This window comes from Alistipes sp. An31A, from assembly GCF_002159425.1.
GTDB classification, from domain to species: Bacteria; Bacteroidota; Bacteroidia; order Bacteroidales; family Rikenellaceae; genus Alistipes; species Alistipes excrementigallinarum.
The window spans coordinates 230879-255212 of record NZ_NFIO01000002.1 but is presented as its reverse complement, the minus strand read 5'-3'; the positions used below and the strand labels follow the sequence as shown (position 1 = coordinate 255212).

Here is a 24334-nt window from a genome sequence, read left to right as displayed (position 1 = left end):
AAAATCGGAAATAATCACTATCTTTGCTCCGATAGCTTCGAAACAGCGTCGATGAACCCCCGCCGCATCATAGCTCTCCTGCTGCTCGCCCTCTACCTCTTTGCCGTGGGTGGCGAGGCCGCTGCCGCACTCTCGTGCGACTGCGTGCGGCTCCATGCGCATCCCGGACATGAGCATCCGCACTGCATCTGCTGCGTGCACCACGATGCGGCCTCTGCGGGCGACGCCCTTCATCTGACGGCGCCCTGTTGCGACGACTCGCACAGCACCGAAATAGCACTCTACACGGCCCTCTCGTCGCTGCTTGACAAGGCGGCCCGCCGCGTCGTGCTGGCCCTGCCGCCGACGCTTGCGGCCGAACTGCCGGCCGTGGCCGAGCAGCTGCTCCACCGCTGCGATGCGGCGGAGCGTCCCGACGTGCTGCCCGACGACGGATTGCTTCGTGCGGCGGCTCTTCGGGCTCCTCCCGCCCGGGGCTGACGGCGCCCTCGGTGTGTCCGGGCGCGCCTGCAGGCGGATGTTGCGCGGAGCCCGGCTCCCTCTCCGCCCGCGTGCTTCTCTTTTTATTCCACCCGTTTTTACCAATCATCGATTTACGGACCGGTCTGCCGCCCGTCGGCAGGCCTTTCGAGGAGGGCAAGATGGATTCCCACCATTGCGAAGAGGTGCTTCTGCACCACGGCATCCGCCCCACGGCGGTGCGCATGCTTGTGCTGGACGCCATGGAGCGTTTCAGCGACACCTTCACGCTGGCCGACCTGGAGGAGGCCACCGACGGCATGGACCGCTCGTCGATTTACCGGACGCTGACGCTCTTCGTGCGGCGCCACCTGCTGCATCTGGTCGAGGATGGCAGCGGCTCGGCCAAGTACTGCGTCTGCCACAACGACCACGCCTGCCGCATCGACGAGATGCACTGCCACTTCCATTGCGAGGCGTGCGGCCGGACCCTCTGTCTGGACCATACGCACATTCCGGTCATCGCCTATCCGGCCGGCTTTGAGGTCCGTCAAATCGACTACCTGCTCCGGGGACTCTGCCCCGAGTGCAGGGCCAAACGGCGGGGCTGAGCCCCAGTGCAGGGTGCGCATGGAGACTTTGCAACCCGGTTGCAACTCTTTTTTGCCACCTTTGCTCCGTCGAAAAATGAAAAACCCATGAAACGATTCGCTTTATCGATTGCAATTCTTACGCTGTTTGCCGCCGCCTCGCCGCTTCGCGCCCAGGACCTGCGCGGCAAGGTGTGCGATACGGAGGGACAGCCGCTCGTCGGCGCTTCGGTCTACTGGGCCGGAACGACCGTCGGCGCAAGCACCGATGCCGAGGGTGGCTTCCTGGTGCACCGCGTGCGCGGCTACGACCGTCTGGTCGCCTCCTACCTCGGTTACGTCAACGACACGGTCCGCATCGACGACAACCGTGCGGAGCTCAACTTCGCGCTCGAGGCCGAAGGGGTCTCGCTCGACGAGGTGGTCATCGAGGGGAACCAGAGCGGCAACTATGTCAAGCACGACGGCATTGTCAAGAACGAGATGATATCCTTTGCCGGCCTCTGCAAGATGGCCTGCTGCAACCTGGCCGAGTCGTTCGAGAACTCGGCGTCGGTGACCGTAGGCTACAGCGACGCCATCTCGGGCGCGCGGCAAATCAAGATGCTCGGTCTGGCCGGCACCTATACGCAGATTCTCGACGAGAACCGCCCCATCATGCAGGGGCTCAGCGCCCCCTACGGCCTGAGCTATACGCCGGGCATGTGGCTCAACTCGATTCAGGTCTCGAAGGGCGTCGCCTCGGTGACGGCCGGCCATGAGGCCATCACGGGCCAAATCAACCTCGAGCACCGCAAGCCGACCGACGCCGAGCGCCTCTTCGTCAACGTCTACCTCGACGACGAGCTGCGTCCCGAGGCCAACATCACCTCGGCCTTTCCCGTCTCGCGCGACGGAAAGCTGACGAGCATCATCCTGCTCCACGGCTCGGGCGACACCGACGTGCGGCGCATGGACCACAACGACGACGGTTTCCGCGACCTGCCCATCACCAGCCAGTTCAACGTGGCCAACAAGTGGCTCTATGCGGCCGACAACGGCACGCAGATTCGCTGGGGCTGGAAGTTCGTCCAGGAGAACCGCCTGGGCGGCATGCTCGGCTACCGCAATACCGACGCCATGCGCCGGGCGATGGAGGATGACTGGTCGCTGTGGGAGCAGCCCGATGCTGCCGGCAAGCCGCTCTACGGCTCGCACATCCGCAATCGCAACGCCAACGGCTACGTCAAAATCGGCCTGCCGCTCGGCCCGTCGGTCTACGACGAGCAGGAGCAGGACGAGATGCGCTCGAACCTGGCCTTCGTGGCCGACTTCGACCACTTCGACGAGGAGGCCTACTTCGGCCTGAACAACTACTCGGGCAACCAGAACGCGCTCTCGCTCTCGCTCATGTACAACCACTACTTCACCTACCGCTCCTCCATCAATGTCGGCGGTCAGGCCCACCTGAACTACTACCGCGAGTCGCTGCTCAACCCCACGCCCTGGATTGCCGGGACGTCGGCCGGTGACTTCACCTTCGACCGTACGGAGGGCGAGGCGGGACTCTTCGCCGAGTATACCTACTCCATCAAGGACAAGTTCTCGCTCGTGGCGGGCATTCGCGGCGATTACAACCGCTACTTCGACAACTTCTTCGCCACGCCGCGCGGCCACATCCGCTGGAACATCACCCGCACCACCACGCTGCGCGCCTCGGCCGGTCTGGGCTACCGCACGACCAACATCATCACGGACAACGTCGGCATGCTGGCCACGGGGCGCAAGCTGGTCTTCGACAACGGCTTCTCGCGCGACTTCAACCGCATGGAGAAGGCGCTGACCTTCGGCGGCAGCCTCACGCAGAGCTTCACGCTGGTGCGCGAGGACGATGCGACGCTGAGCTTCGACTACTTCCGCACGCAGTTCTACAACTCGGTGGTCGTCGACCAGGAGATGGACCCCTCCGCCATCCACATCTACAACACCGACGGCCGCTCCTATACGGATACCTACCAGGTCGACTTCTCGTGGTCGCCCGTCGAGCGGCTCGACATCTTCGCCACGTTCCGCTACACGGACAGCGAGATGACGCTCAACCGCAACCCCCAGGGAACGGAGCACGTGCGCGTCGAGCGGCCGCTCATCAGCCAGTACAAGACGCTGCTCAATATCCAGTACGCCACCAAGTTCCGCCGTTGGGTCTTCGACGTGACGGCCCAGCTGAACGGCCCGAGCCGCGTGCCGCGCTTCGTGGAGAACAACGGCGTCGTGGAGGCCGACTACGGCTACTACTCGCCGCGCTACCCGATTTTCTTCGCACAGGTGACCCGCAAGGTGGGCAAGTTCGACATCTACGTCGGCTGCGAGAACATCGGCGACTACATGCAGCACGACCCGATTCTGAGTGCCGACAACCCCTTCTCGGCGGCCTTCAACTCGATGAACGTCTGGGGTCCGCTCATGGGGCGCAAGTTCTATCTGGGCGTGCGCTTCAACCTCTACTGATACTGATGCGGGGCGCGGGCCGGGCCGGAGCGCTCCGGACGGCCTCCGCGCGCCGGAATGAACGAATACGAGTAAAACTTCAAAAAACAGGAGACAAGATGAAAAAGATGCTGATGATGTGCCTCGTCCTGCTGCTGGGCGTCGGCACCTGCATGGCGGCCAAACCCGCCGCCCAGAAGAAGACGGTGACCACCGTCTTCAAGACCGATGTGGACTGCGAGCACTGCGTGACCCGCATCATGAACAACGTGCCCGTGCTGGGCAAAGGCATCAAGGATGTGCAGGTGGACCTCGCCACGAAGCAGGTTACGGTGGTCTACGACGCCTCGAAGAACGACGTGCAGACGATTGTCAAGGGGCTGGCCTCGCTCAAGGTGAAGGCCGAACCGATGCCCGAGGCCGAAAAGGCCGAGTAGCCTTTCGCGCGCGCTGAAACCGACCGCTGCGGAGCGTTTTCCCCCAAAGGGGGAAGCGCTCCGCTTTTTTGTCCCATGAGGGCCTTCAGACGGCGGCCGGACGGAGCGTCGGCCGGACGATTTTTGCCCGAAGCGTTTGGAAATATGCCGGAAATGGCTACATTTGCCCTGCAAACGGTTCCCGAGAGGCCGCGCCGCCTCGAGGGATTAAAAGGGAATGCCGTGCAATTCGGCAACAGTTCCCGCTGCTGTGAGCTTCGTCCCGGTGGATGCCGGCTGTCGTCGCGACAATCTTTTGCCACTGACCTTCGGGTTGGGAAGGCGTCGCGTCGGAAGCGAGTCAGAAGACCTGCCTTTGCCTGAATCGAGCGCATGCCTGCGGAGGACGGGCGGGGCGAGGTGGAGGAACTCTTTTCGTTTTACCGTTTCCCCTTTTTTGCATACTCCGAATCTTCCTGCGGGCGGCGCCGATGGTGCGGTGCAACGCCTAACCCTTTAATTGTACAGGATATGAGGAGATTGTTTGTACTCTTGACGGCCGCCTGGGCGGCCCTGCTTCCGACGGCGTGCAGCAAGTCGGATAGTGATGCTCCGCGGCCGCTTCCGGCCAAGGTGACCATCGAAGAGGTGACCCCTGCCCGGCAGGCGGTGAGCTTCACCCTGAAATCGGAACAGGCCGCGCGTGTGGCCTACTGCTGTCTGAGTCAGGGCACCGCGCCCGACGCATCGGCCTGGACGCAACTGGAGAGCCCCGCCGCTTCGGTGACGCTCCGCGTCGAGGGGCTTGACGCCGGCACGGCCTATACGCTTATGGCGCGGGCCGAGAATGCAAAGGGTGAGCCGTGCGAGGCGGTGAGCCGCGATTTCGAGACGCTGCGTCTGCCGGCACTCCAGTTCGGCGAGGTGACCGCCACGGCCGAGGGGGCCGAGGCCTCGGTGACGACCTCCGACGCGCTGCGCCTCTTCTGGGCCTGCCTTCCCGCCGACGGGGGCGAGCCTTCGGAGTTTACCGAGGTGGAGGCTGCGGCCGAGATGAAGCTCGAAATCCGGGGCCTTGCCGCGGCGACCGACTACCGGCTCTACGCCTACGTTGCCGATGCTGAGTCGCGCAGCGAGCTGGCCGTGAAGCCTTTCCGTACGGCCGACCCCTCGTCGGTCGACCTGAGCGCCTCGGGGACGGCCAACTGCTACCTGGTGAGCGAGGCGGGCGTCTACTCCTTTGCGGCCGATGTGCGCGGCAATGGCGTGAGCGCCAATGCCGATGCGGAGAGCAAGCATTTCGACGGGGCCATCCAGCCGGGCGAAGGGTGGAGCGCCGACTGGCTCTGGGCCTCGGCCGAGGGGCTGGTTTCGGGGGTGTCGTTTGACGCCGCCTCGAAACGGATTCGCTTTGAGGCCTCGGCGGGGCGCGGCAATGCGGTGCTGGCCCTCTTCGACAGCGAGCAGCGGGTGGTCTGGAGCTGGCACATCTGGATGACGGAGGACCCCTCGGCCCACCTTATCGAGGGCTCCTCGCCCGAGTATCTCTTCCTCGACCGCAATGTGGGGGCCACCTCGACGGCGGTCGACGACGTGGCGTCGTTCGGCCTCTTCTATCAGTGGGGGCGCAAGGACCCCTTCATCGCGACGTCGCAGCTGGCGAACCCCGACGGCGCGGCCATTCCCGACGGTGAGGCCTTCCAGAGCGCCATCGAGGGGACGTGCGTCTTCAACGCGGCCCATACGACCGGCTGGTCGACGCTGCGCAACGACGATGCCTCCATCGCCTCGGGGCAGTCGGTTGACTATGCGGCGGCCCATCCGATGACCTTCATCACCTACGGGGCGCAGGTCGCCTCGAGCGGTGTCGGGGCGTGGTTCAACGACGACAACGTGCAGTATGCCGAGCTGTGGGGCTACGACTTCATGAAGCGCAACAACCAGAAGACGATGTTCGACCCCTGCCCGCCGGGATACAAGGTGCCGGGATGGTATCAGGAGGTGATGGCCGACGCCGACAAGACGACGATGGCAGCGGCGGGCGAACATCAGTCGCGCACCTACAAGGGCGGCTACTGGCCGGCGCAGGGCTACCGGATGGATTCGGGCCGGCTGTCGAACGTGGGGCGCTACGGCTACTATTGGTCGGCCTGCTCCTACAACCACAACTATCCGGCGCAGAACTTCAAGGGCTACATGCTCTACTGGTACTCGCGTGCGGTGAGCAACAACAATGCCCAGAACGAGGCTATCGGCGGCAACATCCGCTGCATCCGCGAGTGACGGGGAGGGGAGGCGCGCTGCTTCGTGCGGCGCGCCTCCCTCCTGACCTCCGGAACCTTCCTCCGGAGCCGTTCTCCGGAGCCGTTCTCCGAAGTCGTTCTCCGAAGTCGTTCTCCGGAGTCGTTCTCCGGAGTCGTTCTCCGGCTCGGAACATGAACAAGGGGCGTGACCCGTCGGGTCGCGCCCCTTTTGTTTACGTTTTACGGCGAAGTTTCTCGGACAGATTGTCTTTCTGACGCTTTAATTGTCTATGGGCTCAATAAGGCACTTAAGCATAGTTTAACGCATGCAAGATTCTTATTGTTGGAAAATTATGTGTATCGTTTCTTGCCTGCTTGGACAATAACAGCATGCTCGTATTTTTGATTTTGGTCCTTGTTTTCTGTGAGTGAAACTCCTATGGTTCCTTAAAATCGAACCTTTATATTGTTATTGTGTTGATATAAAGCGCTTTATTGTGTTTGTTGTGTGTTTTTTTATGCGGGAGACTACGATTCATTTTACATTTAAAGTTGAGTATTTGACGCATCTTGACCGTATGGATTGAACAGACTATTCCATTTGTCTTTGTTGCGTTTTAGTAAAATAGTACTGGCCCTTTCGTCTCCCTGGTGAGTACATCGTGTTCTGAAACTTGCAATATATTTGTCTGAAGTACCGAGTGGAACGCTTCTTACGATTTTAAGGTAGTAAGAGGTCGCATTGCGTTCATATGGAAAGACGCGTAAGGAATAGAAATTTTTCATAATGTTGGTGACACACATATCTCTTTGTCTGCCCCTAACATCCAAAATAACCCATTTGTTATTCTCTCTGGCGACAAAATGGTCTGCTCCATCTCCAAGCACATGAATGATTTGGTGGTATTTGGGAGCTATGATAGGTTTATAGGAACTGCTGTTATCCCATACGTTTTTATTATTGTATGAATGGTAAAATACTCCGTAATGTTCTCCGTCTAATGTATAGATGAAGCTATTGCCACTTCGGTGATAAGCAGATACACGTTTGGGAAGATTGCTGTTCCTGTTTAGCAGATATACACCGGCCTCGGTTTGGGCATATATCCCTCCTTCCATGTCCTTCCCGAGCGAACTGTACGGGTGACCGTCGAGTAGAAATTCACATTTGGAGCTGTATGCATCGTATAGATATTTCTTCCCGTTTGATTTGAGTATGAAAATAGATTCACTCCCTGCTATGTCTGCCAGATTCATAGGTTCGTAGCCATCGTATATCCAATCACTTACATAACTATCTGTCGCTTTGTTAAACAGGGCCCATTTTCCATCTGGAGTCTGTCTATGTAACTCTATGTTGTTATTCAGCGGTATTTTTTCCACGTTCGGACCACATGAGCAAAATAGGCAGATGCACGATACGATGAAAAAATAATATATTTTATTGCAAGACATGAGGCTGATTTTGATTTAAAAGATTGCTGTTTCGTTTACATTGTGCTGCTTGCCTCTTTAGGTCGTATTGCTATACCGTTGAGGCTACCTTGTATTTCGTCGATTGCGACAAATTCACCATTTTTCCAATAGCCTGCAATGTTTCCCGTGTTGTACCCAGAACAATATATATCACCGTTTAATACTTGGATGTCTTTGACCATTGAATCTTTTGACGTCTCTTCTTCGGTGAGGGGTATGCACTCTCCATTTTTCCAAAAAGCTGCTTGGGTATTGTTTCTGATGCCGGATGTATAGCCGGCGAGATAGCAGTCTGTTCCGGTTGAATATATAGCTTGAATGTCGCTGTTGTAATTATTGGAAAGATTTTTCATCCAGCCGTTTTCCCAATACACGGCCTCAGTCCCGTCGGAGTCCCGATCCCGGTCTATCCATCCTCCTATGTATATGGAGTTGTTTTGATCTATGCTGATGGCTGATGCTGCACCCCATGAATCGTATAATTCGGACTGCTTCCCGTTTATCCAATATCGGGCTACGCAATCGTGTACCGTGAACCATGTATGTCGGATATATTGATTTTTATCATATCCGATTATGTGCAAGTTTCCCTGCCGGTCTATAGCAATATCTTCTGCGGAGGCATCTCCGTCATTGCCCTTTGTTAATTTGTATAGTAAGGTTCCATTTTTCCAGCATTTAGCAATGTCATAACGTACCATATCATAATTAAAACTTGCTATACTGCGATATTTTTTTCTCAGAGGTCCGTCTGCTTCATACCCGATACAATAAATATCGTCATTCACAACGAGTATCTTTTTCGCCGAAGCATTGTACTTGCCGTCGGTTAGATAGACGATTTTCCCATTTTTCCAATATACTGCTATGGTCTTTTCCGACCCTATCGGACAGATGCAACCTGCAACATAGATATCGTTCCCGACTACTTGAATATCATTTGCATATGAGTATCTGTTGTTCCCATTCAAGTCGTAGTGTGTTTCGTTTATACGATAAAAAGCACGGTTAAGATTGTCGTTCCCCGTTTGAATTCCACACATGAAAATATCATTTGTCTCTGGTTTAGAAGAGGTACAACCGGTAATAAAAGAAATAGATGCGAAAGCTGCTAGAGCTATACGTAAGTAAGTATTTTTCATTGGTCTAGTCATTTATGATTCTGTTTGGTTACTCCATCGGGCGGATGCGGACCTCGGTGACACCCTCCAACTCGCGGGTGAGCCGGTCGAGGTCGGTCTTCTCGTCCACTTCGCCGTAGTGGTATGGGTAGAAAATCTTCGGACGGATGGCCTTCACCGCCTCGACGGCCTGGTCGACGGTCATCGTGAAGGGCTGGTTGACGGCCAGCAGCGCGATGTCGATGTCGCGGAGCGCCTCCATCTCGGGGGTGTTCTCGCCGTCGCCCGAGACATAGATGCGCGTGCCGCCGATGGTGAGCAGGTAGCCCACATCCTGACGCTCGCGCGGATGGTACTGCTGCCGGTCGGCCGAGGTGTTGTAGGCCGCTACGGCCTCGATGGTGACGTAGTCGCGCGGACGTGCCGTGTCGCCCGGCATCATCACGTGGCAGTCGAAGTCGAAGGCCTCGGCCGTCGTCTTGTCGCAGAGCAGATCCGTTTCGGGGGTCTCGAGCGCCTCGATGGCCGTGCGGTCGAAGTGGTCGTAGTGGGAGTGGGTCACCAGAATGAGGTCGGCCTTGGGCAGCGTCGCGTAGTCGGCATATTCGCTGACGGGGTCGATGTAGATGTGCTTGCCCGCCACCTCGATGGCCAGCGAGCCGTGTTTGATGAAGGTCATTGTAAATTGGGAACCGTCGCGGGCCGTGAAGGTATCCGTCGGAAATACGGGGGCGTGCGATGCGCCGCAGCCGAAGAGTGAAAAAAACGACATAAGCAAGAGGGTTTTGCGAATCATTGTATCCTGGATTTAGAGATTCCGGAGTCCAATTTAACGAAAAAAACGAATAATTCCTATCTTTGCAGATGATAAACGTCGGTGCGGTCTCCGATTTTTTTCGGACGTGCGATGCAGTATCGGTCGCTGTGCACCGTTTATCGGGAAACCAAACAGAACAGACCATGCGCAAATTCTACCTTATCTCCCTCGCGGCGGCCGCAGCGCTCTCGCTCACGGGATGCCTCAAGAGCGAAGGCAACGACCTCTTCAAGAAACTGGAGCCCGTGCGCCCCGGTATCGCCATCTACAATGCGGCTCATCCGCAGAACGTGCTCTCGATGCAGTCTGCCGACGCCGCCCTGCGTCTGGCAATGCTGCTGGCCGAAGCCGAAAAGCAGGCGGCCGCTGCCGTCGAGCAGGAGCAGGAGCCGGGAGACCCGTTCGACGTTGAGTATCTGAAGAAGATTCAGGTGAGCGGCGCCAACCTGCAGAACCTGCTCTTCGGCTACAATACCGAGCTCGAGAAGATTGCCTCGGGCTTCCGCATTCGCTACAACGGCAGCAAGGGGAGCTACGACGCCTACAACCGGACAGGCTCCTACATCGTCATGACGGGGGACCGGCAGCTGGCCGCAACCGACGCCGACAACCTCTGGACCGTCTCCATCGATACGCCGGTCGAGATGACGGCCGGCTCCGACGAGCGGGTCACCTGCGAAGGCGGCTCGACGCGCATCCATGCCGATGCGACGGGCGGCTATGTCATCGAGATGGCTGCCGTGAAGATTTACGAGCAGGAGGCCTATACCTCCGACTGGAGCGGCACCTTCCGCTGGAAGCCCAAGGCGGGGACGCTCTGCTACTCCGACTTTGCCGAGGAGGGCAAGGGCAGCGAGCTGGAGGGCGAGGCTTCGGGCCGCTCGTTCGTGACCTTCAACAACACCACCTCGCTGGCCCTTGAGTATGAAATCAAGGGGGGCGAGTGCATCGGCTACAACATCATCAGCGACGGCGTGGAGACCTGCCGCATGCCCGATGCCGGCGACTACGACGCCGCACAGTTCCCTTCGAACGAGGTCTCGGTGGAGTGGGAGCTCCAGGGCAGCTATGCGCTGATTTATACGATTCGCTACAACGGCTACGTCGTGGTGGTCGACTGAGTCCTCCGCGGAACGTCGTGCTGCATCCATCGTCGGTGCGGAGCTGAGGCTTCGCACCGTTTTTTTATGCCGTCCGGCGCGCGGAGATTGCGCCGTGGAGTCGGAAGGGAGGCTTGAACCGTCTGGAGGCCCGGCCAGGTGGGGGAGCAGGAGCGGTGCGAAGAGCAGAGGCGTGAAAGGGGAGAAGGTGCTGAACGGTTGCCGGAGCAGGACCGGGAAGGAATCGCAGGGCCTGTCGGACCTGCATCGAATGCGGCGGGATGAGTGCGGCGTTTACCTCTTCTGCCCGGCCGGCTCCTCATCTCTTTTGCTGTCAATCTGGCGGACCGAGGGGATGAGGAAGGCGACGATGCCGAGCAGGCAGATGATGCATCCCGAGATGATGAAGGTGGGGCGCAGTCCGACCTGTTCGGCCAGAAATCCGGTGCCCAGCAGTCCGAGCGCTGCCGGCAGCAGGCTGAATCCGTAGTAGAGCGAGAGGACGCGGCCGAGCACCTCGGCGGCAATCCGGTGCTGGACCACGGCGATGAAGGCGGCGCTGAAGACGCTCGAGGTGATGCCCGCCGCCGCGGTGAAGAGCGCGAACCAGACGAATCCCGATGCCGGGAGCAGTCCCGAACCGAGGAACGAGAGGCCGACGACCAGGTACATTGCATTGATAAGCAGCGCCCGGTTGCGGTGGTAGTTGCGCACCCCCATCAGGGCGCCTCCAGCCAGTGCTCCGGCGCCCCAGACAATCTCGACGAGGCTCATTTCGTAGGTTCCGCCGCCGAAGTGTTCGAGCGTCATGAGCGGGAAGAGCACCCCGACGGGCATGATGAAGAAGAGCACGGCGATGGCCAGCCCGATGAACCACGCCATGCCCCGCACGGCGAAGATGGCCGAAAACCCTTCGCGGAACTCACGCCTCAGGTCGGGCGTCCGTTTCGGACGCTCGGGCTCGGGAATGCGGACCAGCTGCAGCGTCGTGCAGGCGAAGAGCGCTCCGGCCACGTCGAGCATGAGGATGGTGCCCATCCCCGTGAGCGAGATGAGCAGCGCTCCGAGCGCCGGGCCGGCGATGTCCGACACGGCGCTGATGACCTGATTGATGCCGGCGATGCGGGTGAGCTGCGAGCGGGGGGCCAGCAGCGGAATGGAGGCCTGCATGGCGGGCCTGTGGAAGGCCGAGCCGGCCGAACGGCAGGCCAGCAGCAGGTAGATGTGCCACGTGCGGGCCACGCCCAGCCAGAAAAGCAGGGCCAGCAGCAGCGTGCAGAAGGCGATGAACGAGTCGGAGGCAATCATCGTCCGCTTGCGGTTCCAGCGGTCGACGTAGGGGCCGACGAAGATGCCCAGAACCGACTGGGGCAGCATGCCGCAGATGGCGGCCAGCGCCAGCACCTCGGCCGAGCGGGTCTCGATGCTCAGCCAGAAAATCACGGCATATCCGACAATCGAACTGCTGAGCACCGACAGAAACTGTCCGCTCCAGATGATGGCGAATGTCTTTTTCCAGCTTTGTTCCATGCTCAGCGTCGCGTGGGTGCCCGGTCATTGTTCCGGCCGATTGCCGCGCCGGGCTCCATTCAGCCGCTAAATTACGCAAAATTTGCCGAATCTGCTCCATCCGACCCGTCCGAACTTGCTCTGCCGGTTGCCCGGCCGCCCTCTGAGTGAGCATCCCTTATTCGTCGTCGGCAGCCTGCCGACCCTCGTCGCGTGCATTCTTTCTCCGCTGCCGGCGGCCCCTCCTGTTTGTCGGCCCGGCCATTCTGTCCTGCCCGGCCTTGTTCTGCCTGTCCTGCCTGTTCTGCCTGTTCTGCCTGTCCTGCCCGGCCTTGTCCCTGTCTTGTCTGTCCGGCCCGGTCATGTCTGTTTGGCCCGGCCGCCCGCTCCGTCCGCAACAATCCGCAACAAAACAGGGGGCGGATAGTTCCGCCCCCTGTGAGAATGCCTTTGAAGGTCTTTTCCTTCCTGCGGGGATTACTCCATCTCCCACGTGGCGCCCGAGTGCAGCAGGTCGTCCACACAGTGAATCTTGCTCTTGGCCTTCACCTCCTCGACCTGGCGCTCGACGGCAAGGTCGTAGACCGCATCGTCCTCCACCTCGCGGATGACGCCCAGCGCCACCGGATAGTCGGGATACTTCATCGAGGCGAGCATCACGTGAAGCGTCGTGTCGCGCTCGTGGGCGTCGTGCGTCAGCACGTCGTCGAGCGTGTAGCCGTCCTCGCCGACGGTCACCACCTTCAGCTTCATGTTCTCGAAGACGAGGCCCTTCTCGCGGTTCGCACCGAAGAGCATCTTCTCGCCATGGCGCAGCGTGATGGTGCGTGCGGCGCGCGTGGCCTTGTCGGCGGCGAAGTCGGCATGGGTCTTGTCGTTGAAGATGACGCAGTTCTGCATCACCTCGATGACCGACATGCCCTTGTGCTTCGCGGCGGCGACCATGCACTCCTTCGAGAGCTGCACCTCCATGTCAATCGAACGGGCGAAGAAGGTTCCCTTGGCGCCGATAACCAGCTCACCGGGGTTGAAGGGCTTCTCGACGGTGCCGTAGGGCGACGTCTTGGTGATTTTGCCCAGCTTCGAAGTGGGGGAGTACTGACCCTTGGTCAGACCGTAGATTTCGTTGTTGAAGAGGATGACGTTGAGGTCCACGTTGCGGCGGATGGCGTGGATGAAGTGGTTGCCGCCGATGGCCAGCGAGTCGCCGTCACCGGTGGTCACCCAGACGTTCAGCCGCGGATTGGCCACCTTGACGCCCGTAGCCACGGCGTTGGCGCGTCCGTGAATCGAGTGGAACCCGAAGGTCTTCATGTAGTAGATGAAGCGCGACGAGCAGCCGATGCCCGAGACGAAGGTGAAGAGGTTGTGGGGCGTGTCGGTCGCATCTGCAATCTCGGGCAGTGCGCGCTGCACGGCGTTCAGGATGGCGTGGTCGCCGCAACCCGGGCACCAGCGTACCTCCTGGTCGCTCTTGAAGTCGGCGGGAGTGTATTTGTAGTCTGCCATGGCTTTACTCTGCTAATAAGGTGTAGAACTTCTCTTTGAGCTCGACGACCGTGAAGGGAAGACCCTCGCACTTGTTGTACTGGTCGTAGTGGAACTCCTGGAAATGCTGGCGCAGGTAGCCGGCGAACTGACCTTCGTTGAGCTCGCAGACGACGATGCGCTTGAAACGGGCGAAGATTTCGCGAACGTTCCGCGGCAGCGGGTTGATGTAGTTGAAGTGGCAGAGCGAGACACTCTTGCCCTCCTCCTGGAGCTGCATGACGGCGCTCTGCAGGTTGCCGCGCGTACCGCCCCAGCCTACGACGAGCAGCTCGCCCTCCTGGGGACCGAGCACCGTCTGGTCGGGAATATCCTCGACCACCTTGGCCACCTTCGCGGCGCGCGTGTTGACCATCTTCTGGTGGTTGGCCGGGTCATGCGAGATGGAGCCCTTCACACTGTCCTTCTCCAGACCGCCGACACGGTGCTCCAGACCCACCTTGCCGGGGAATGCCCAGCCGCGAGCCAGCTTCTCGTTGCGCACGTAGGGCATGAAGCCACCCTCGGGCGCCTTGTCGACGATGGGCGGAACGATGGTCGGGTAGTCCTTCATCGAGGGGATGCGCCACGGCTCCGAACCGTTGGCGATGAAGCCGTCGGTGAGCAGGATGACGGGCGTCATGTGCTCCATGGCGATGCGGCCGGCCTCGAAGGCGAAGTGGAAGCAGTCGCTCGGCGTCGATGCGGCCATGACCACTACGGGGCACTCGCCGTTGCGGCCGTAGAGTGCCTGCACCAGGTCGCTCTGCTCGGTCTTGGTCGGCAGACCCGTCGAGGGGCCGCCGCGCTGTACGTCGACAACCACCAGCGGGAGCTCGGTCATCACGGCCAGACCCAGCGCCTCGCTCTTGAGCGAAAGGCCCGGACCCGACGTGGTCGTGACGGCGAAGTTGCCGGCGAAGGCGGCGCCGATGGCGGTGCAGATGCCGGCGATTTCATCCTCGGCCTGCACGGTCTTCACGCCGAGGTCCTTGCGCTTGGCCAGCTCCTCGAGAATCACCGTTGCGGGGGTGATGGGGTAGGAGCCGCAGAAGAGCGGCAGCCCTGCCTTCTCGGCGGCGGCGCAGAGGCCCCATGCCGTGGCGACGTTGCCTGAGATGGTGCGGTAGGTGCCCTTCTCCAGATGGGCGGGGGGCACGTTGTAGGTATTGGCGAACTGATGGGTGTTGGCGGCGAAGTTGTACCCGGCATCCATGGCCCGCTTGTTGGCCTCGGCTATGGCGGGGTTCTTCTTGGCGAACTTCGTGTCGAGGTAACGCTTGGCGTAGTCCTCGGGGCGGTTGAACAGATAGAAGCAGATGCCCAGTGCAAACATGTTCTTGCACTTGACGATGGCCTTGTTGTCGAGTCCCGAATCCTTGAGCGCCTCACGCGTCATGGTGGTGATGTCGGGAATCACGACGTTGTATTCGTCGAGCTTGAGTTCGGCCAGCGGGTCGAGCGTTGCGAAGCCGGCCTTCTTGAGATGTTCCTCGGTGATGGAGTCTCCGTCGATGATGACCGTAGCCCCTCTCTTGAGCCATTTGCGGTTGGCCTTGAGCGCCGCGGGGTTCATGGCGACCAGGACGTCGCAGTAGTCGCCGGGGTTGAGTCCGGGGCGGTTGGCGAAGTGCACCTGGAAACCCGATACGCCTGCCACGGTTCCCTGCGGGGCGCGGATTTCGGCGGGATAGTCCGGGAACGTCGAGATGCCGTTGCCCAACAGCGCCGATGTGTCGGAGAAAAGCGTGCCTGTGAGCTGCATGCCGTCGCCCGAATCGCCCGAAAAGCGAATGACGACATCCTGCAACTCGCGCACATTGGTTCTGTCCATGTTTGAGTGGTGTTGGTTTTAGGTTTGGTTTTGTAAACTGTAATACAAATATATAAATTTATTGTTAGATTATTCACAAACCATGAAAAAAATTGACAACCCGTAACTCCGACCCCTAAAAAAGAGCTCCGGCCGGGTCTGAAAACCCGGCCGGAGCCGTATTTTGACGAAGAAAGGTCCTGAGCGGCCCCTTTCGCGGGACCTTCTCATCGGGGACGTTCGTGCCTTAGAAGGCGACCTGGTCCTCCGTGGCGCCAACCTTGATGACCACATCGCCGTCAGCCACCAGCGCCTTGCCGAACGAATATCCGCCCATCATGTCGTCGAAGTCGGCCGGATAGACGGTCACCGTATCACCGATTTTAACCCCTACGTAGAAGTTCGAACCCTCGTAGTCGGAGACCGAGAGGTAGAAGGTTGCGCCGCGCTCCATCGTGAAGCCCTCGGCAAAGTCCCAGTCGTAGTTGGTCGAACTGTATACGTCGTAGGTGTCTGCATCGTAGTAGGCAATCACCGAGACGGTCGAACCGGTGCCTATCTGCTCGTAGGTGACCTCCACGCTTACGTCCGAAGCCGGCATGACGAAACTTGCATACGGCAGATTGAGCGTCACGGGCAGGTCGTGCCCCTCGGCGTCGGTCGCCTTGACCGAGGTGATGCGCTCTCCGTCGGGAACGTAGATGGCCATCGAGACCGTCTCACCCTCGGCGTAGAGCGTGCCATCGTCGAACGAGATGTCGTTCTTGGTCGATACGGTGTACGCTTGGGCCACCTCGACCGATGCGGCGAGTTCGGCGGCGCTTTCAGAAATCAGAATCGCGGCGCGGTACATCTCATAGGCGTAGTGTTTGAAGGTGAAGGTCTCGCCCGAAGCGATGCGGGCCCGCATCGGCTTGTAGCCCTCCTCGGCCGAGGCGAAGAGGTAGACCTTCTCGCCCGGAATGCCCTTGTCGGTCGGCACGCCGTAGTAGATGTCGTCGGCATCGTAGAAGGTTGCCTCCGTAATGTGGTCGCTGGGAGTGTAGGCGACCGGAATCTTCTCCTCGAAGTTCAGCGTTACGGTCACATCCTCGGCCGGCATCTTGAAACGGACGTAGACCCGCTCGATGAGCTCCGGTTCGACGCCCTGGGCCGAGATGGCGGCCGATGCGAGGTAGTAGTCCGGCTTGACCCACAGTTCGGCGGTCACCTGCTCGCCGTCAATCGACTCCGCGGGGAGGGTCGACTTTTCGAGGTCGAGGTAGCTCTCCTCGGCATGTTGCCAGGTGATGGTGTGGCGGGCATGCTGCTCGCCGCTGACGCGAAGCGTGACATCGCCCGTCACGTCGGCGTAGTCGGGACGTACGGTCACCTGGTAGACATTTGCGACAAGGGCCGAGCGGGTGAACGAACAGCCGGTCGTTTCGGCGAGCGGCTGCCACTCGCCGTTGCCGATGCGGAATTCGATGCCGGTGATGGTGTAGGCGTCTGTCGTCAGCAGGTAGCAGTCGAAGTAGCGGTACGAGCGGTCTGGGCTTACACCGTAGAGCTTCACGCTCGGATTCTCCTCGAGGAACATCGTGTGGCCGCCGTCGACCATCTGCTGCTGGACGCTGTAGCATGCCACTACTTCGAAGTCAGAATCGGGCACCGTGATGTCGACCGTAAGCGACTGTACGTTCTCATCGCCCGTTGCGGGGAATGTCGGGATGTAGACGGCATCGTTCACGTGGATGTGGATATGCTCCATGTGGGTGGCGCTGAAGCCGGAGGCGAGCGTTTCGCCGGGGGTGAGCGTCAGCGTCAGGGTGGAGCCTGCCTTATAGTGGGTATCTTTGTCAACACCCTCAAGGGTGATGAAGTCGGGTGTAAGGTTGAGCACCTGCGCGGCGGTGCTTCCGGTGGCGCCAGGACCAGGGACTTCGCTCTCGGAGTTGCTGCAGCCGTGCAGAAGGGCAAGGCCTTGCACGAACAGCAGGAGCACAAGGGTCAAGTGGAGTCGGTGTTTCATGACGAATCCTTTTTTGTGTAAAATTTCTGGTATGTATTATGTTTGGGGTTGATGCTACTCCGCGGGGCAGCATGGTGTCGGCCCTCAGTCCGGAACATCGGTGCAAAGATTATTATTAGGGTCTATAATTACTGCAAAGGAGGATGAAAAATAAGTGGTTTTGGATATTTTTCGTCTTTCCCGTCTTTTCGATGTTCAGCTCCTCTCATCATGAGCCTGTTGCCCGTCGAACGGCATGCCCCCGGCTGTCGGACAATGCCGACGGCCGGGGGCCTTCTGTTTTGTCGGTATGGGTGGGGCACTGCCTTGGAGCTCCGATTGCTGAACGGCTCCTGCCGTCAGCGGATGGAGTTCATGCGGATGCTCGCCTTGACCAGCGCAATGGCGCGGATGCGGTCGATGCGCACCTCCTTGTCGGCGTGGTGGGGGTTCTGGCTCACCAGCTTGACATATCCCTCGCGCTCCGACTTCTGGATGTACTTGACGGTGATGTACTCCTCGCCGTCGATGTCAATCGAGAGCAGGTACATGTCGCCCCAGAAGATATCGTTGATGTCGTGCAGCTGCTTGTAGAGCACGATGTCGCCGCTCTTGAGCAGCGGATACATCGAGTCGCCCACCACGTAGATGGCGCCGTCGCACTTCGGCAGGTTGGGGATGTGGATGTAGTTCACGGGCTTGGCCTGCACGTGCTCGGTAAAGAGCGGCACCAGCCCGGCCGTCCCCTCAATCGAGTAGAGCGGCACGCTCTGCAGCGGCAGCGACGAGTCGGTGCGGCGCATGTAGGCCGTCAGGTCGGGCTCGGCGTTGAACATCTCGCCTTTGCCCGTCTCGAGCCATTCGGGGTTGACGTTCAGCTCCTGAACCAGGATGTTCCGGTTTCGCGACGAAAGACGCGTCTTTCCGGTTTCAATCATCGAGAGGGCTGCCTTTCCGATGCCAAGTCGTTGTGCCAGTTGTTCTTGTGTCATGTTCAACGCCTTTCGTATCATTTTTATGCGCTCGTTCATGGCTCTGCGATTGGAAAAAATTATAATAAAAAATTGTATTTTTGAGTATCAATATTCAATTATTGAACTATCTTTGCCTCTGCAAAGTTAAACAATTTATTTCGGTGATGCAAACTCCGCACCGAAAAACCACATTATCCATTTATAAAAAATGTATACCGTATCGCCTGAACTTTACCGGGAGACGGCTGCGCGCCTCTGCGACGCGCTCGACGGGGAAGCCTACTACTCGGGTTCGCTCGAATTTCCTTTCGACGGAATGGAGTGCCGTCTGGTGGCGTCGGTGATTGTCTACCGCCGCCGGGAGGTAGCCCCCGAGGGGCGTACCGAGCCGATTTCCGACCTGGTACCCGTCTGGTGGGAGTTCCACACCGTCGGCGACGAGGGGGAGTGTCTGAACGACTTCTCCTTTGCCGAGATGACGCGCTACCTGCTCTGATGCACGGCGGCGCCTCTGAGGCGCTGGCCTCTCCCACGTTCCGGAATCCATCCCACCTGCGGCGCGGCGCCGCCCTCCGGAACGTTTCAGCTCAGGGAATCTCCCGCCGTGGCGCCGCACACCCGGATTCCCGCCCGACACCGTTGCTTGTGCAGCGGTGTTTTTGTACCAACCCCGACCGCGGGGCCCCTCCCCGTAGCGGCGTCTGTGTCCGGACACCCCGTCCGTCGCAGATGCCTCCGGAGGGAGTGCCCCGAACGGGCGGTTCTCTTTCTCACAAATCCCTACACATCATGTCCTTGTCCTTTACCGACTTTGCGCTCGAGGTCTACCCCTTTCTCGAGCTGCAGCCCTTCCACCGGGTCTACTACCGCGTGCTCGAGGCCTTTGCCCGCGGGCGCATCCCGCGACTGATTGTCACCATGCCTCCGCAGCACGGCAAGAGCGTCGGCGCCACGACGCTCCTGCCGGCCTACCTGCTGGGGCTCGACCCCGACCTGCGGGTGGCCATCGCCTCCTATTCCGGCTCGCTGGCCTCGAAGTTCAACCGCCGCGTGCAGCGCATCCTCGAATCGTCGGAGTATGCCGCCCTCTTCCCCGAGACGACTATCAAGCGCGGCACGCGCCCTCCGAGCTACATCCGCACGGCCGACGAGGTGGAAATCATCGGCCGCCGCGGCGGCCTGCTCTCGGTCGGGCGCGAGGGTTCGCTCACGGGCAACCGCGTCGACTGCTTCATCCTCGACGACCTCTACAAGGATGCCATCGAGGCCAACTCGCCCCTCATCCGCGCCAACTGCTGGGAGTGGTACACCTCGGTGGTCCGCACCCGCATGCACAACGCCTCGCGCGAGCTGGTTGTCTTCACCCGCTGGCACGAGGAGGACCTCATCGGCTCGCTCATGCGCCGTGAGCCGGTCGTGCCGCTCGAGCGTTGGGAGCAGCTCGGCTCGGAGGGGGCGCCGGCCTTCGGAACGGCCCCGGAGGGGTGGCTCCACCTCAATTTCGAGGCGCTCAAGTCGTCGCCGCCCACCGAACTCGACCCGCGGCGTCCGGGCGAGGCGCTCTGGCCCGGACAGCACGACGTTGCGCTGCTCGAGGCCAAGCGGCGGCTCGACCCCGTGCAGTTCGAGTGCATGTACCAGGGCCACCCCTCGGCGCGCGAGGGGCTGCTCTACGGCGGAAACTTCGCCGAATACGACGTGCTGCCGCGCGATGTGGTCCGCCGGGGCAACTACACCGACACGGCCGACACGGGCGACGACTACCTCTGCTCGCTCTCCTATGTGGTCGATGTCGACGGGCTGATTTACGTCACCGATGCGGTCTATACACGCGAGCCGATGGAGGTGACCGAGCAGCTTGTGGCCGAGATGCTGCTCCGCTCCGACACGCGCGAGGCGGCCGTCGAGAGCAACAACGGCGGCCGGGGCTTTGCCCGGGCCGTGCAGGCGCGGGTGCCGGGCGTGCGCGTCGAGTGGTTCCACCAGAGCGCCAACAAGGAGGCGCGCATCCTCTCCAATTCGGCCACGGTGCTCCATCTGGTGCGCTTCCCGCGGGGCTGGTCGCTGCGCTGGCCCGAGCTCTACGCCCACCTGACGACCTACCGGCGGAAGTTCCGCGCCAACCGCTGGCACGATGCCGCCGACGTGGTGACGGGACTCGTCGAGCGCGAGGCAACCGGTCGCAGCGGGCGGCTGCGCTATGTGAAAATCGTGTAGCGCTGCGTTCCCCGGCGTTCCGGTCCTCCGCTCCGCGGGGGCTGTTCGTCATCCCGGCGGCCGTCTTCTGTCGCACCCCGTGCACAGGCACCGGCAGGCTGCAGCCGTTCCGTCCCGTTCCGCTTGCCGCCCCACAGAAGCGAGGAGGCCCGACCTCTATGGCCGGACCCCCTCGCTTTTTGCATGCGGATGCGTCACTTCCCGTTCCAGAGGCAGCGGAGCCGTTCGGGGCGCTGCTGCTCCGGGCGGCGCTGCCAGAACATCGCCAGGTCGTCGGCCGCATTGCCCGTGCCGAAGTCGAAGCCGTCCTTCGTGACGAACTCCACCGGGGTGCGCCCCTCGAAGCCGAAGCGGCCGTAGAAGTCGCGGAGCCACTCCTCGCCCGGCGAGGGGATGAGCAGGGCGGCATCGTCGCCGCGCTCCTCGATGAGCCGCATCGCTTCGCGCATGAGCTCCGTCGCAAGCCCCTCGCCCCGGTGTTCGGGGGCGGTGGCCACGCCGTAGATGTAGGTCGTGCGCCCCAGCTCGCTCTCAAAGGGGAGCAGGTGGAGCATCGCCGCCATGCCTCCGTCGCGCTCGATGCAGAGCATGCGCCGGCGGCTGTAGTAGCGGATGAGGAACGAGTCCACGAACTGCTCCTCGTCGCCGAAGCAGGTTGTCCAGAGACGCTTGCACTCCAGTTCGTCGGGGTGGAGGTGGATGGCCAGATACTTGTGCTGGATGACGACGGGGTGGTACGAGAGCTTGGCGCGGCGCAGCCCCTCGATGCCGAGGTCCTCCTCGCGGTTGATGAGCGTGAAGCGCTCGGGCAGGTGGCGGGCGAAGAGGCAGTTGATGATGGTGAAGGCGCCGTCGTACTCCGTGTCGGCCTTCTCGACATGGGTGTCGAACGTGTGGTCGTTCACGGCCGAGCCGTAGGTGAAGGCCACCATGCGGTCGCCCACATAGATGCAGCCGCCCGTCATGCCCAGCTCGGCGAAGTGGGCGAATCCCCGCTGCATGGCCCGCTGCTCGGCGCAGAGCTCCGAGGTGTGTCCCTCGTGCACCTGCCGCCACTCGCGTTCGAGCTCCATGCAGGCCTGGAACCGGTCGGGCGTGAGCTCCTCGTAGCGGTAGTCGGGGTATTCGGCCGTGAAACGGTTGATGTGGTTGCGTTTGGGCTGGTAGCGGCGCCCCGGCAGGTTGCGCAGGTCGTCGGCCGCATAGACGTAGTCCTCCAGTGCACGGTCCGACTCGAAGGCGAACTGCCCGATGTGCATGTTGCGAATCATGTCGCGCCCCTGGTCCGTGAGCCCGACGATGCGCAGCCGCTGCCCGTGGGCATGAGCATCCTCGCGCAGCGCGGGGATGATGCGGGCGCAGTCGCCCTCGCCGACGGGCTGCATGTAGCCCAGCCGCTCGCCGCCGTCAATCTGGAAGCGAATCACCAGAAAGCCGTCCACCACGGCCCATGCGCTGTGGTAGACCTCCTGCCAGCAGTACATGTTCGAGAACGAGAGGTCGCAGTTGGTGATGTCGGACGACATCGTGAAGCGTTCGATGGTTGCCCGGTCTTCGAGCCGGACGGGTTGAAATTCAATCATCGGTATGAAGCGTGTTGTCCCCGCCGACCGTGTAGTCCTTGCGTTCGATGCGGGTGTAGTATTGTTGAATGAGCGCCTTGAGCTGCGGCAGCAGCGCGGCGGCGTCGGGCGTGTCGCCGGCCGAAGGGATGCAGCCGCTGTCGGTGCGGGGCTCGACCGTGGCCTGCTCCTCGTCGAAGAGCAGTGTGGCGTCGCCCGTCACTGCACGGAAGTTGCCTCCACCGTAGGAGACCGACCAGCGGGGACGCTCCGGCTCGTTGAGCACGTCGCGGCCGAAGGCGAAGTAGGGCTCGCGGTTGCCCAGCAGCCCGAGCAGTGTCGGCATGAGGTCGAGCTGCTGCGCAACCTCGCGGATGGTGCCGCGCAGCGCGCCGTCGGGCGTGTAGATGAAGCCCATGATGCGCATGTTGCCGGGGAAGGCGAGGCTCTCCTCGGCGAACTTCTCGGAGGAGACGTGGTCGGCCGTGAAGACGAAAATCGTGCGGCGGAACCACTCCTCGTCCTTGTAGCGTTCGAAGAAGCGGCGGAAGGCCATGTCGTCGTAGGCAACCCCCTTGTGGATGCGGGTGTAGCCCTCGGGAAGCGAGTCGGCGTACTCTTCGGGCACGACGAAGGGGTGGTGCGACGAGAGGGTGAAGAGCGTGGCGAAGAAGGGCTCGCGCGTGCGGCCCAGCTCCTCGCCCGTGAAGCGCAGGAAGGGCTCGTCCCAGATGCCCCAGTATCCGTCGAAATCCCCCTTGCCGTGGGCCGCCTCGTAATCCTCGCGGCTGACGAGCCGCTCGACGCCGGCCGAGCGGGCGTAGGCCCCGAAGCCCATCGAACCGTGCTCCGAGCCGCAGAAGAAGAGCGTCTCGTAGCCCCGGTCGGAGAGCATGGCGGGCAGCTGGCGGCTGCGGCCCAGCGCCTGGGGCATCAGCACGAAGGGGGTCTTGAACGAGGGAATGCTTCCCAGCACCGAGGGGAGCGCCTGGATGGAGCGGGTGCCGTTGGCATAGAAGCGCTCGAAGCACAACCCCTCGCGCATGAGCGAATCGAGGAAGGGGGTGAAGCCCTGCTCCGCACGGCCGGCGTAGAGCTCGGGCATGAGGTGGGCCGAGTGCTCGGCCGACATGCTCTCCATGACGAAGAGCACCACGTTGCGTCCCGAGAGGTCGACGGCCGCCGAGTCGGCGGGCATGTGGAGCGGTGTGAAGAGGCTGTCGAGCTCCTCCGCGGCGTAGTACTTGCGGTAGGAGACCTTCGCGCTGCTGCCCGCCGTGCGGAGGATGCAGAAGGGGTTGCTCAGGATGAGGTTGGCCTTGCCGCTGTCGGGGGTGTAGAGCGTGGCGTTGGAGAGGGTGATGGGACGCGTCATGCGGGTCATGCCGCCGCGCATACCGGCGATGGAGAGCGCCGCGCCGAGGGCCAGCAGCAGCGTGCCGCCCGCATAGTAGCTCCAGCCGTCGCGCAGCAGGCTCTCCTCGCGCGCCTTGCGGCGGTAGCCCCATGCAAGCAGGGCGATGAGGCCCGCGGCGACGAGCGCCAGGTACCAGTTCTCACCCAGGAACTTCACAACCAGCTGCGCCGAGTTGTCGTTGTCGGCGAAGAAGAGCTCCTCGGCCGTGAAGCGCTTCTGCGTGTAGCGGAAGTAGACGCAGTCGGCCATGTTGACCGCCACCACCAGCAGCGCACCCACCGCCACGTAGTAGCCGTAGCGCAGGTTGCGCCACCAGCCCCGCTCGCGCAGACGGCGCGGAAGGGGCAGCAGCGAGAGGAGGATGAAGAGCCCCTCGGCGTAGACAATCGAGGCCGTGTCGAACTTCAGCGCCCCCTGCAGGAGCTGTCCCGCCTCGTGCCACGAGAGCGCGCCCAGCAGTTCGTAGTTGTAGAGGTAGAAGACCATGCGGCAGAGCATCAGCACCACATAGAGCAGCACGATGCGCCAGAGAAGCAGGAAAAGCGGGGTATGGAGCAGTCGTTTCACGGGCGTTGGATTTGGGTGTATGGTTGCCCGGGCGGGCGTCGGGCGCCCCTCGGGCGGGAAGCAGGCCGGG

Annotated in this window: 18 protein-coding genes and 1 riboswitch; of the genes, 8 read left to right on the top strand and 10 right to left on the bottom strand. The window is 61.2% G+C overall.

All coding sequences use genetic code 11. From position 1 onward, the window contains the following. Nucleotides 1–51 precede the first annotated feature (51 nt). The 5 genes from B5F90_RS03010 to B5F90_RS02990 all read left to right on the top strand — a co-directional run bounded on the left by B5F90_RS03010 (nucleotide 52) and on the right by B5F90_RS02990 (nucleotide 6214). Nucleotides 52–480 (top strand): hypothetical protein, encoded by a 429-nt coding sequence (locus B5F90_RS03010; RefSeq protein ID WP_087361035.1) that lies wholly within the window; start codon nucleotides 52–54, stop codon nucleotides 478–480. Between the two features lie 161 nt (nucleotides 481–641). Further along, nucleotides 642–1070 carry a transcriptional repressor gene (locus B5F90_RS03005; RefSeq protein ID WP_087361033.1) on the top strand — a complete coding sequence of 143 codons (429 nt, stop codon included), beginning with the start codon at nucleotides 642–644 and terminating at the stop codon, nucleotides 1068–1070. A gap of 87 nt (nucleotides 1071–1157) precedes the next feature. Beyond that, nucleotides 1158–3536, top strand: a complete 2379-nt coding sequence (locus B5F90_RS03000) for a TonB-dependent receptor (RefSeq protein WP_087361031.1) — start codon at nucleotides 1158–1160, stop codon at nucleotides 3534–3536. A gap of 98 nt (nucleotides 3537–3634) precedes the next feature. Continuing rightward, complete coding sequence (locus tag B5F90_RS02995; RefSeq protein ID WP_087361030.1) at nucleotides 3635–3952, top strand: heavy-metal-associated domain-containing protein; 318 nt, start codon at nucleotides 3635–3637, stop codon at nucleotides 3950–3952. A gap of 158 nt (nucleotides 3953–4110) precedes the next feature. Next, nucleotides 4111–4324: riboswitch (cobalamin riboswitch) on the top strand. 138 nt (nucleotides 4325–4462) lie between these two features. Then, entirely contained in the window at nucleotides 4463–6214 is a 1752-nt protein-coding gene (locus tag B5F90_RS02990) for a hypothetical protein (RefSeq protein WP_143256089.1), read from the top strand. 506 nt (nucleotides 6215–6720) lie between these two features. Here the strand turns inward: B5F90_RS02990 and B5F90_RS10780 are convergent. From B5F90_RS10780 to B5F90_RS02985, 3 genes are all read right to left on the bottom strand, one after another. Next, the gene (locus B5F90_RS10780) at nucleotides 6721–7557 is read right to left on the bottom strand and encodes a hypothetical protein (RefSeq protein ID WP_143256088.1); all 837 of its coding nucleotides are present in this window, start codon (nucleotides 7555–7557) and stop codon (nucleotides 6721–6723) included. Nucleotides 7558–7664: 107 nt separating this feature from the next. Then, nucleotides 7665–8792: a hypothetical protein gene (locus B5F90_RS10775; protein ID WP_143256087.1), complete on the bottom strand. Its 1128-nt coding sequence runs from the start codon at nucleotides 8790–8792 to the stop codon at nucleotides 7665–7667. Nucleotides 8793–8820: 28 nt separating this feature from the next. Further along, nucleotides 8821–9543, bottom strand: coding sequence for an MBL fold metallo-hydrolase (locus B5F90_RS02985; RefSeq protein WP_087361027.1), 723 nt, complete (start codon nucleotides 9541–9543; stop codon nucleotides 8821–8823). Nucleotides 9544–9731: 188 nt separating this feature from the next. Here B5F90_RS02985 and B5F90_RS02980 point away from each other — a divergent pair, with 188 nt between their 5' ends. Beyond that, entirely contained in the window at nucleotides 9732–10709 is a 978-nt protein-coding gene (locus tag B5F90_RS02980) for a hypothetical protein (protein WP_087361025.1), read from the top strand. 273 nt (nucleotides 10710–10982) lie between these two features. Here B5F90_RS02980 and B5F90_RS02975 read toward each other — a convergent pair whose 3' ends face one another. From B5F90_RS02975 to B5F90_RS02945, 5 genes are all read right to left on the bottom strand, one after another. Continuing rightward, nucleotides 10983–12218, bottom strand: a complete 1236-nt coding sequence (locus B5F90_RS02975; protein WP_087361023.1) for an MFS transporter — start codon at nucleotides 12216–12218, stop codon at nucleotides 10983–10985. A gap of 456 nt (nucleotides 12219–12674) precedes the next feature. After that, a complete protein-coding gene (locus B5F90_RS02965; RefSeq protein ID WP_087361020.1) occupies nucleotides 12675–13706 on the bottom strand; it encodes a 2-oxoacid:ferredoxin oxidoreductase subunit beta in 1032 nt (343 codons plus the stop codon). Between the two features lie 4 nt (nucleotides 13707–13710). Next, nucleotides 13711–15558, bottom strand: coding sequence for a 2-oxoacid:acceptor oxidoreductase subunit alpha (locus tag B5F90_RS02960; protein ID WP_087361018.1), 1848 nt, complete (start codon nucleotides 15556–15558; stop codon nucleotides 13711–13713). 226 nt (nucleotides 15559–15784) lie between these two features. Continuing rightward, nucleotides 15785–17548: a phosphodiester glycosidase family protein gene (locus B5F90_RS02955; protein ID WP_143256086.1), complete on the bottom strand. Its 1764-nt coding sequence runs from the start codon at nucleotides 17546–17548 to the stop codon at nucleotides 15785–15787. 338 nt (nucleotides 17549–17886) lie between these two features. Continuing rightward, nucleotides 17887–18558, bottom strand: coding sequence for a S24 family peptidase (locus tag B5F90_RS02945; RefSeq protein WP_087361012.1), 672 nt, complete (start codon nucleotides 18556–18558; stop codon nucleotides 17887–17889). A 151-nt stretch (nucleotides 18559–18709) separates the two neighbouring features. On the opposite strand from B5F90_RS02945, the gene B5F90_RS02940 reads away from it, so the two are divergent. Next, nucleotides 18710–18997 carry a hypothetical protein gene (locus B5F90_RS02940; RefSeq protein ID WP_087361010.1) on the top strand — a complete coding sequence of 96 codons (288 nt, stop codon included), beginning with the start codon at nucleotides 18710–18712 and terminating at the stop codon, nucleotides 18995–18997. Between the two features lie 293 nt (nucleotides 18998–19290). After that, complete coding sequence (gene terL / locus B5F90_RS02935) at nucleotides 19291–20718, top strand: phage terminase large subunit (protein WP_087361008.1); 1428 nt, start codon at nucleotides 19291–19293, stop codon at nucleotides 20716–20718. Between the two features lie 194 nt (nucleotides 20719–20912). Here terL and B5F90_RS02930 read toward each other — a convergent pair whose 3' ends face one another. Both B5F90_RS02930 and B5F90_RS02925 read right to left on the bottom strand, forming a co-directional pair. Next, nucleotides 20913–22301, bottom strand: a complete 1389-nt coding sequence (locus B5F90_RS02930; protein ID WP_087361006.1) for a GNAT family N-acetyltransferase — start codon at nucleotides 22299–22301, stop codon at nucleotides 20913–20915. Beyond that, nucleotides 22294–24264, bottom strand: coding sequence for an LTA synthase family protein (locus B5F90_RS02925; RefSeq protein WP_087361004.1), 1971 nt, complete (start codon nucleotides 24262–24264; stop codon nucleotides 22294–22296). Before B5F90_RS02925 ends, B5F90_RS02930 begins: the two co-directional genes overlap by 8 nt. Nucleotides 24265–24334: the final 70 nt, after the last annotated feature.

What these genes read in the sequence shown, in the direction of transcription:
- B5F90_RS02965 (WP_087361020.1), bottom strand. Translation starts at nt 13,706, where the DNA reads ATGGCAGACTACAAATACACTCCCGCCGACTTCAAGAGCGACCAGGAG.
- B5F90_RS02985 (WP_087361027.1), bottom strand. Translation starts at nt 9,543, where the DNA reads ATGTCGTTTTTTTCACTCTTCGGCTGCGGCGCATCGCACGCCCCCGTA.
- B5F90_RS03010 (WP_087361035.1), top strand. Translation starts at nt 52, where the DNA reads ATGAACCCCCGCCGCATCATAGCTCTCCTGCTGCTCGCCCTCTACCTC.
- B5F90_RS02990 (WP_143256089.1), top strand. Translation starts at nt 4,463, where the DNA reads ATGAGGAGATTGTTTGTACTCTTGACGGCCGCCTGGGCGGCCCTGCTT.
- B5F90_RS02980 (WP_087361025.1), top strand. Translation starts at nt 9,732, where the DNA reads ATGCGCAAATTCTACCTTATCTCCCTCGCGGCGGCCGCAGCGCTCTCG.
- B5F90_RS02930 (WP_087361006.1), bottom strand. Translation starts at nt 22,301, where the DNA reads ATGATTGAATTTCAACCCGTCCGGCTCGAAGACCGGGCAACCATCGAA.
- B5F90_RS03005 (WP_087361033.1), top strand. Translation starts at nt 642, where the DNA reads ATGGATTCCCACCATTGCGAAGAGGTGCTTCTGCACCACGGCATCCGC.
- B5F90_RS10775 (WP_143256087.1), bottom strand. Translation starts at nt 8,792, where the DNA reads ATGAAAAATACTTACTTACGTATAGCTCTAGCAGCTTTCGCATCTATT.
- B5F90_RS02960 (WP_087361018.1), bottom strand. Translation starts at nt 15,558, where the DNA reads ATGGACAGAACCAATGTGCGCGAGTTGCAGGATGTCGTCATTCGCTTT.
- B5F90_RS03000 (WP_087361031.1), top strand. Translation starts at nt 1,158, where the DNA reads ATGAAACGATTCGCTTTATCGATTGCAATTCTTACGCTGTTTGCCGCC.
- B5F90_RS02995 (WP_087361030.1), top strand. Translation starts at nt 3,635, where the DNA reads ATGAAAAAGATGCTGATGATGTGCCTCGTCCTGCTGCTGGGCGTCGGC.
- terL (WP_087361008.1), top strand. Translation starts at nt 19,291, where the DNA reads ATGTCCTTGTCCTTTACCGACTTTGCGCTCGAGGTCTACCCCTTTCTC.
- B5F90_RS02975 (WP_087361023.1), bottom strand. Translation starts at nt 12,218, where the DNA reads ATGGAACAAAGCTGGAAAAAGACATTCGCCATCATCTGGAGCGGACAG.
- B5F90_RS02940 (WP_087361010.1), top strand. Translation starts at nt 18,710, where the DNA reads ATGTATACCGTATCGCCTGAACTTTACCGGGAGACGGCTGCGCGCCTC.
- B5F90_RS02955 (WP_143256086.1), bottom strand. Translation starts at nt 17,548, where the DNA reads ATGAAACACCGACTCCACTTGACCCTTGTGCTCCTGCTGTTCGTGCAA.
- B5F90_RS02945 (WP_087361012.1), bottom strand. Translation starts at nt 18,558, where the DNA reads ATGAACGAGCGCATAAAAATGATACGAAAGGCGTTGAACATGACACAA.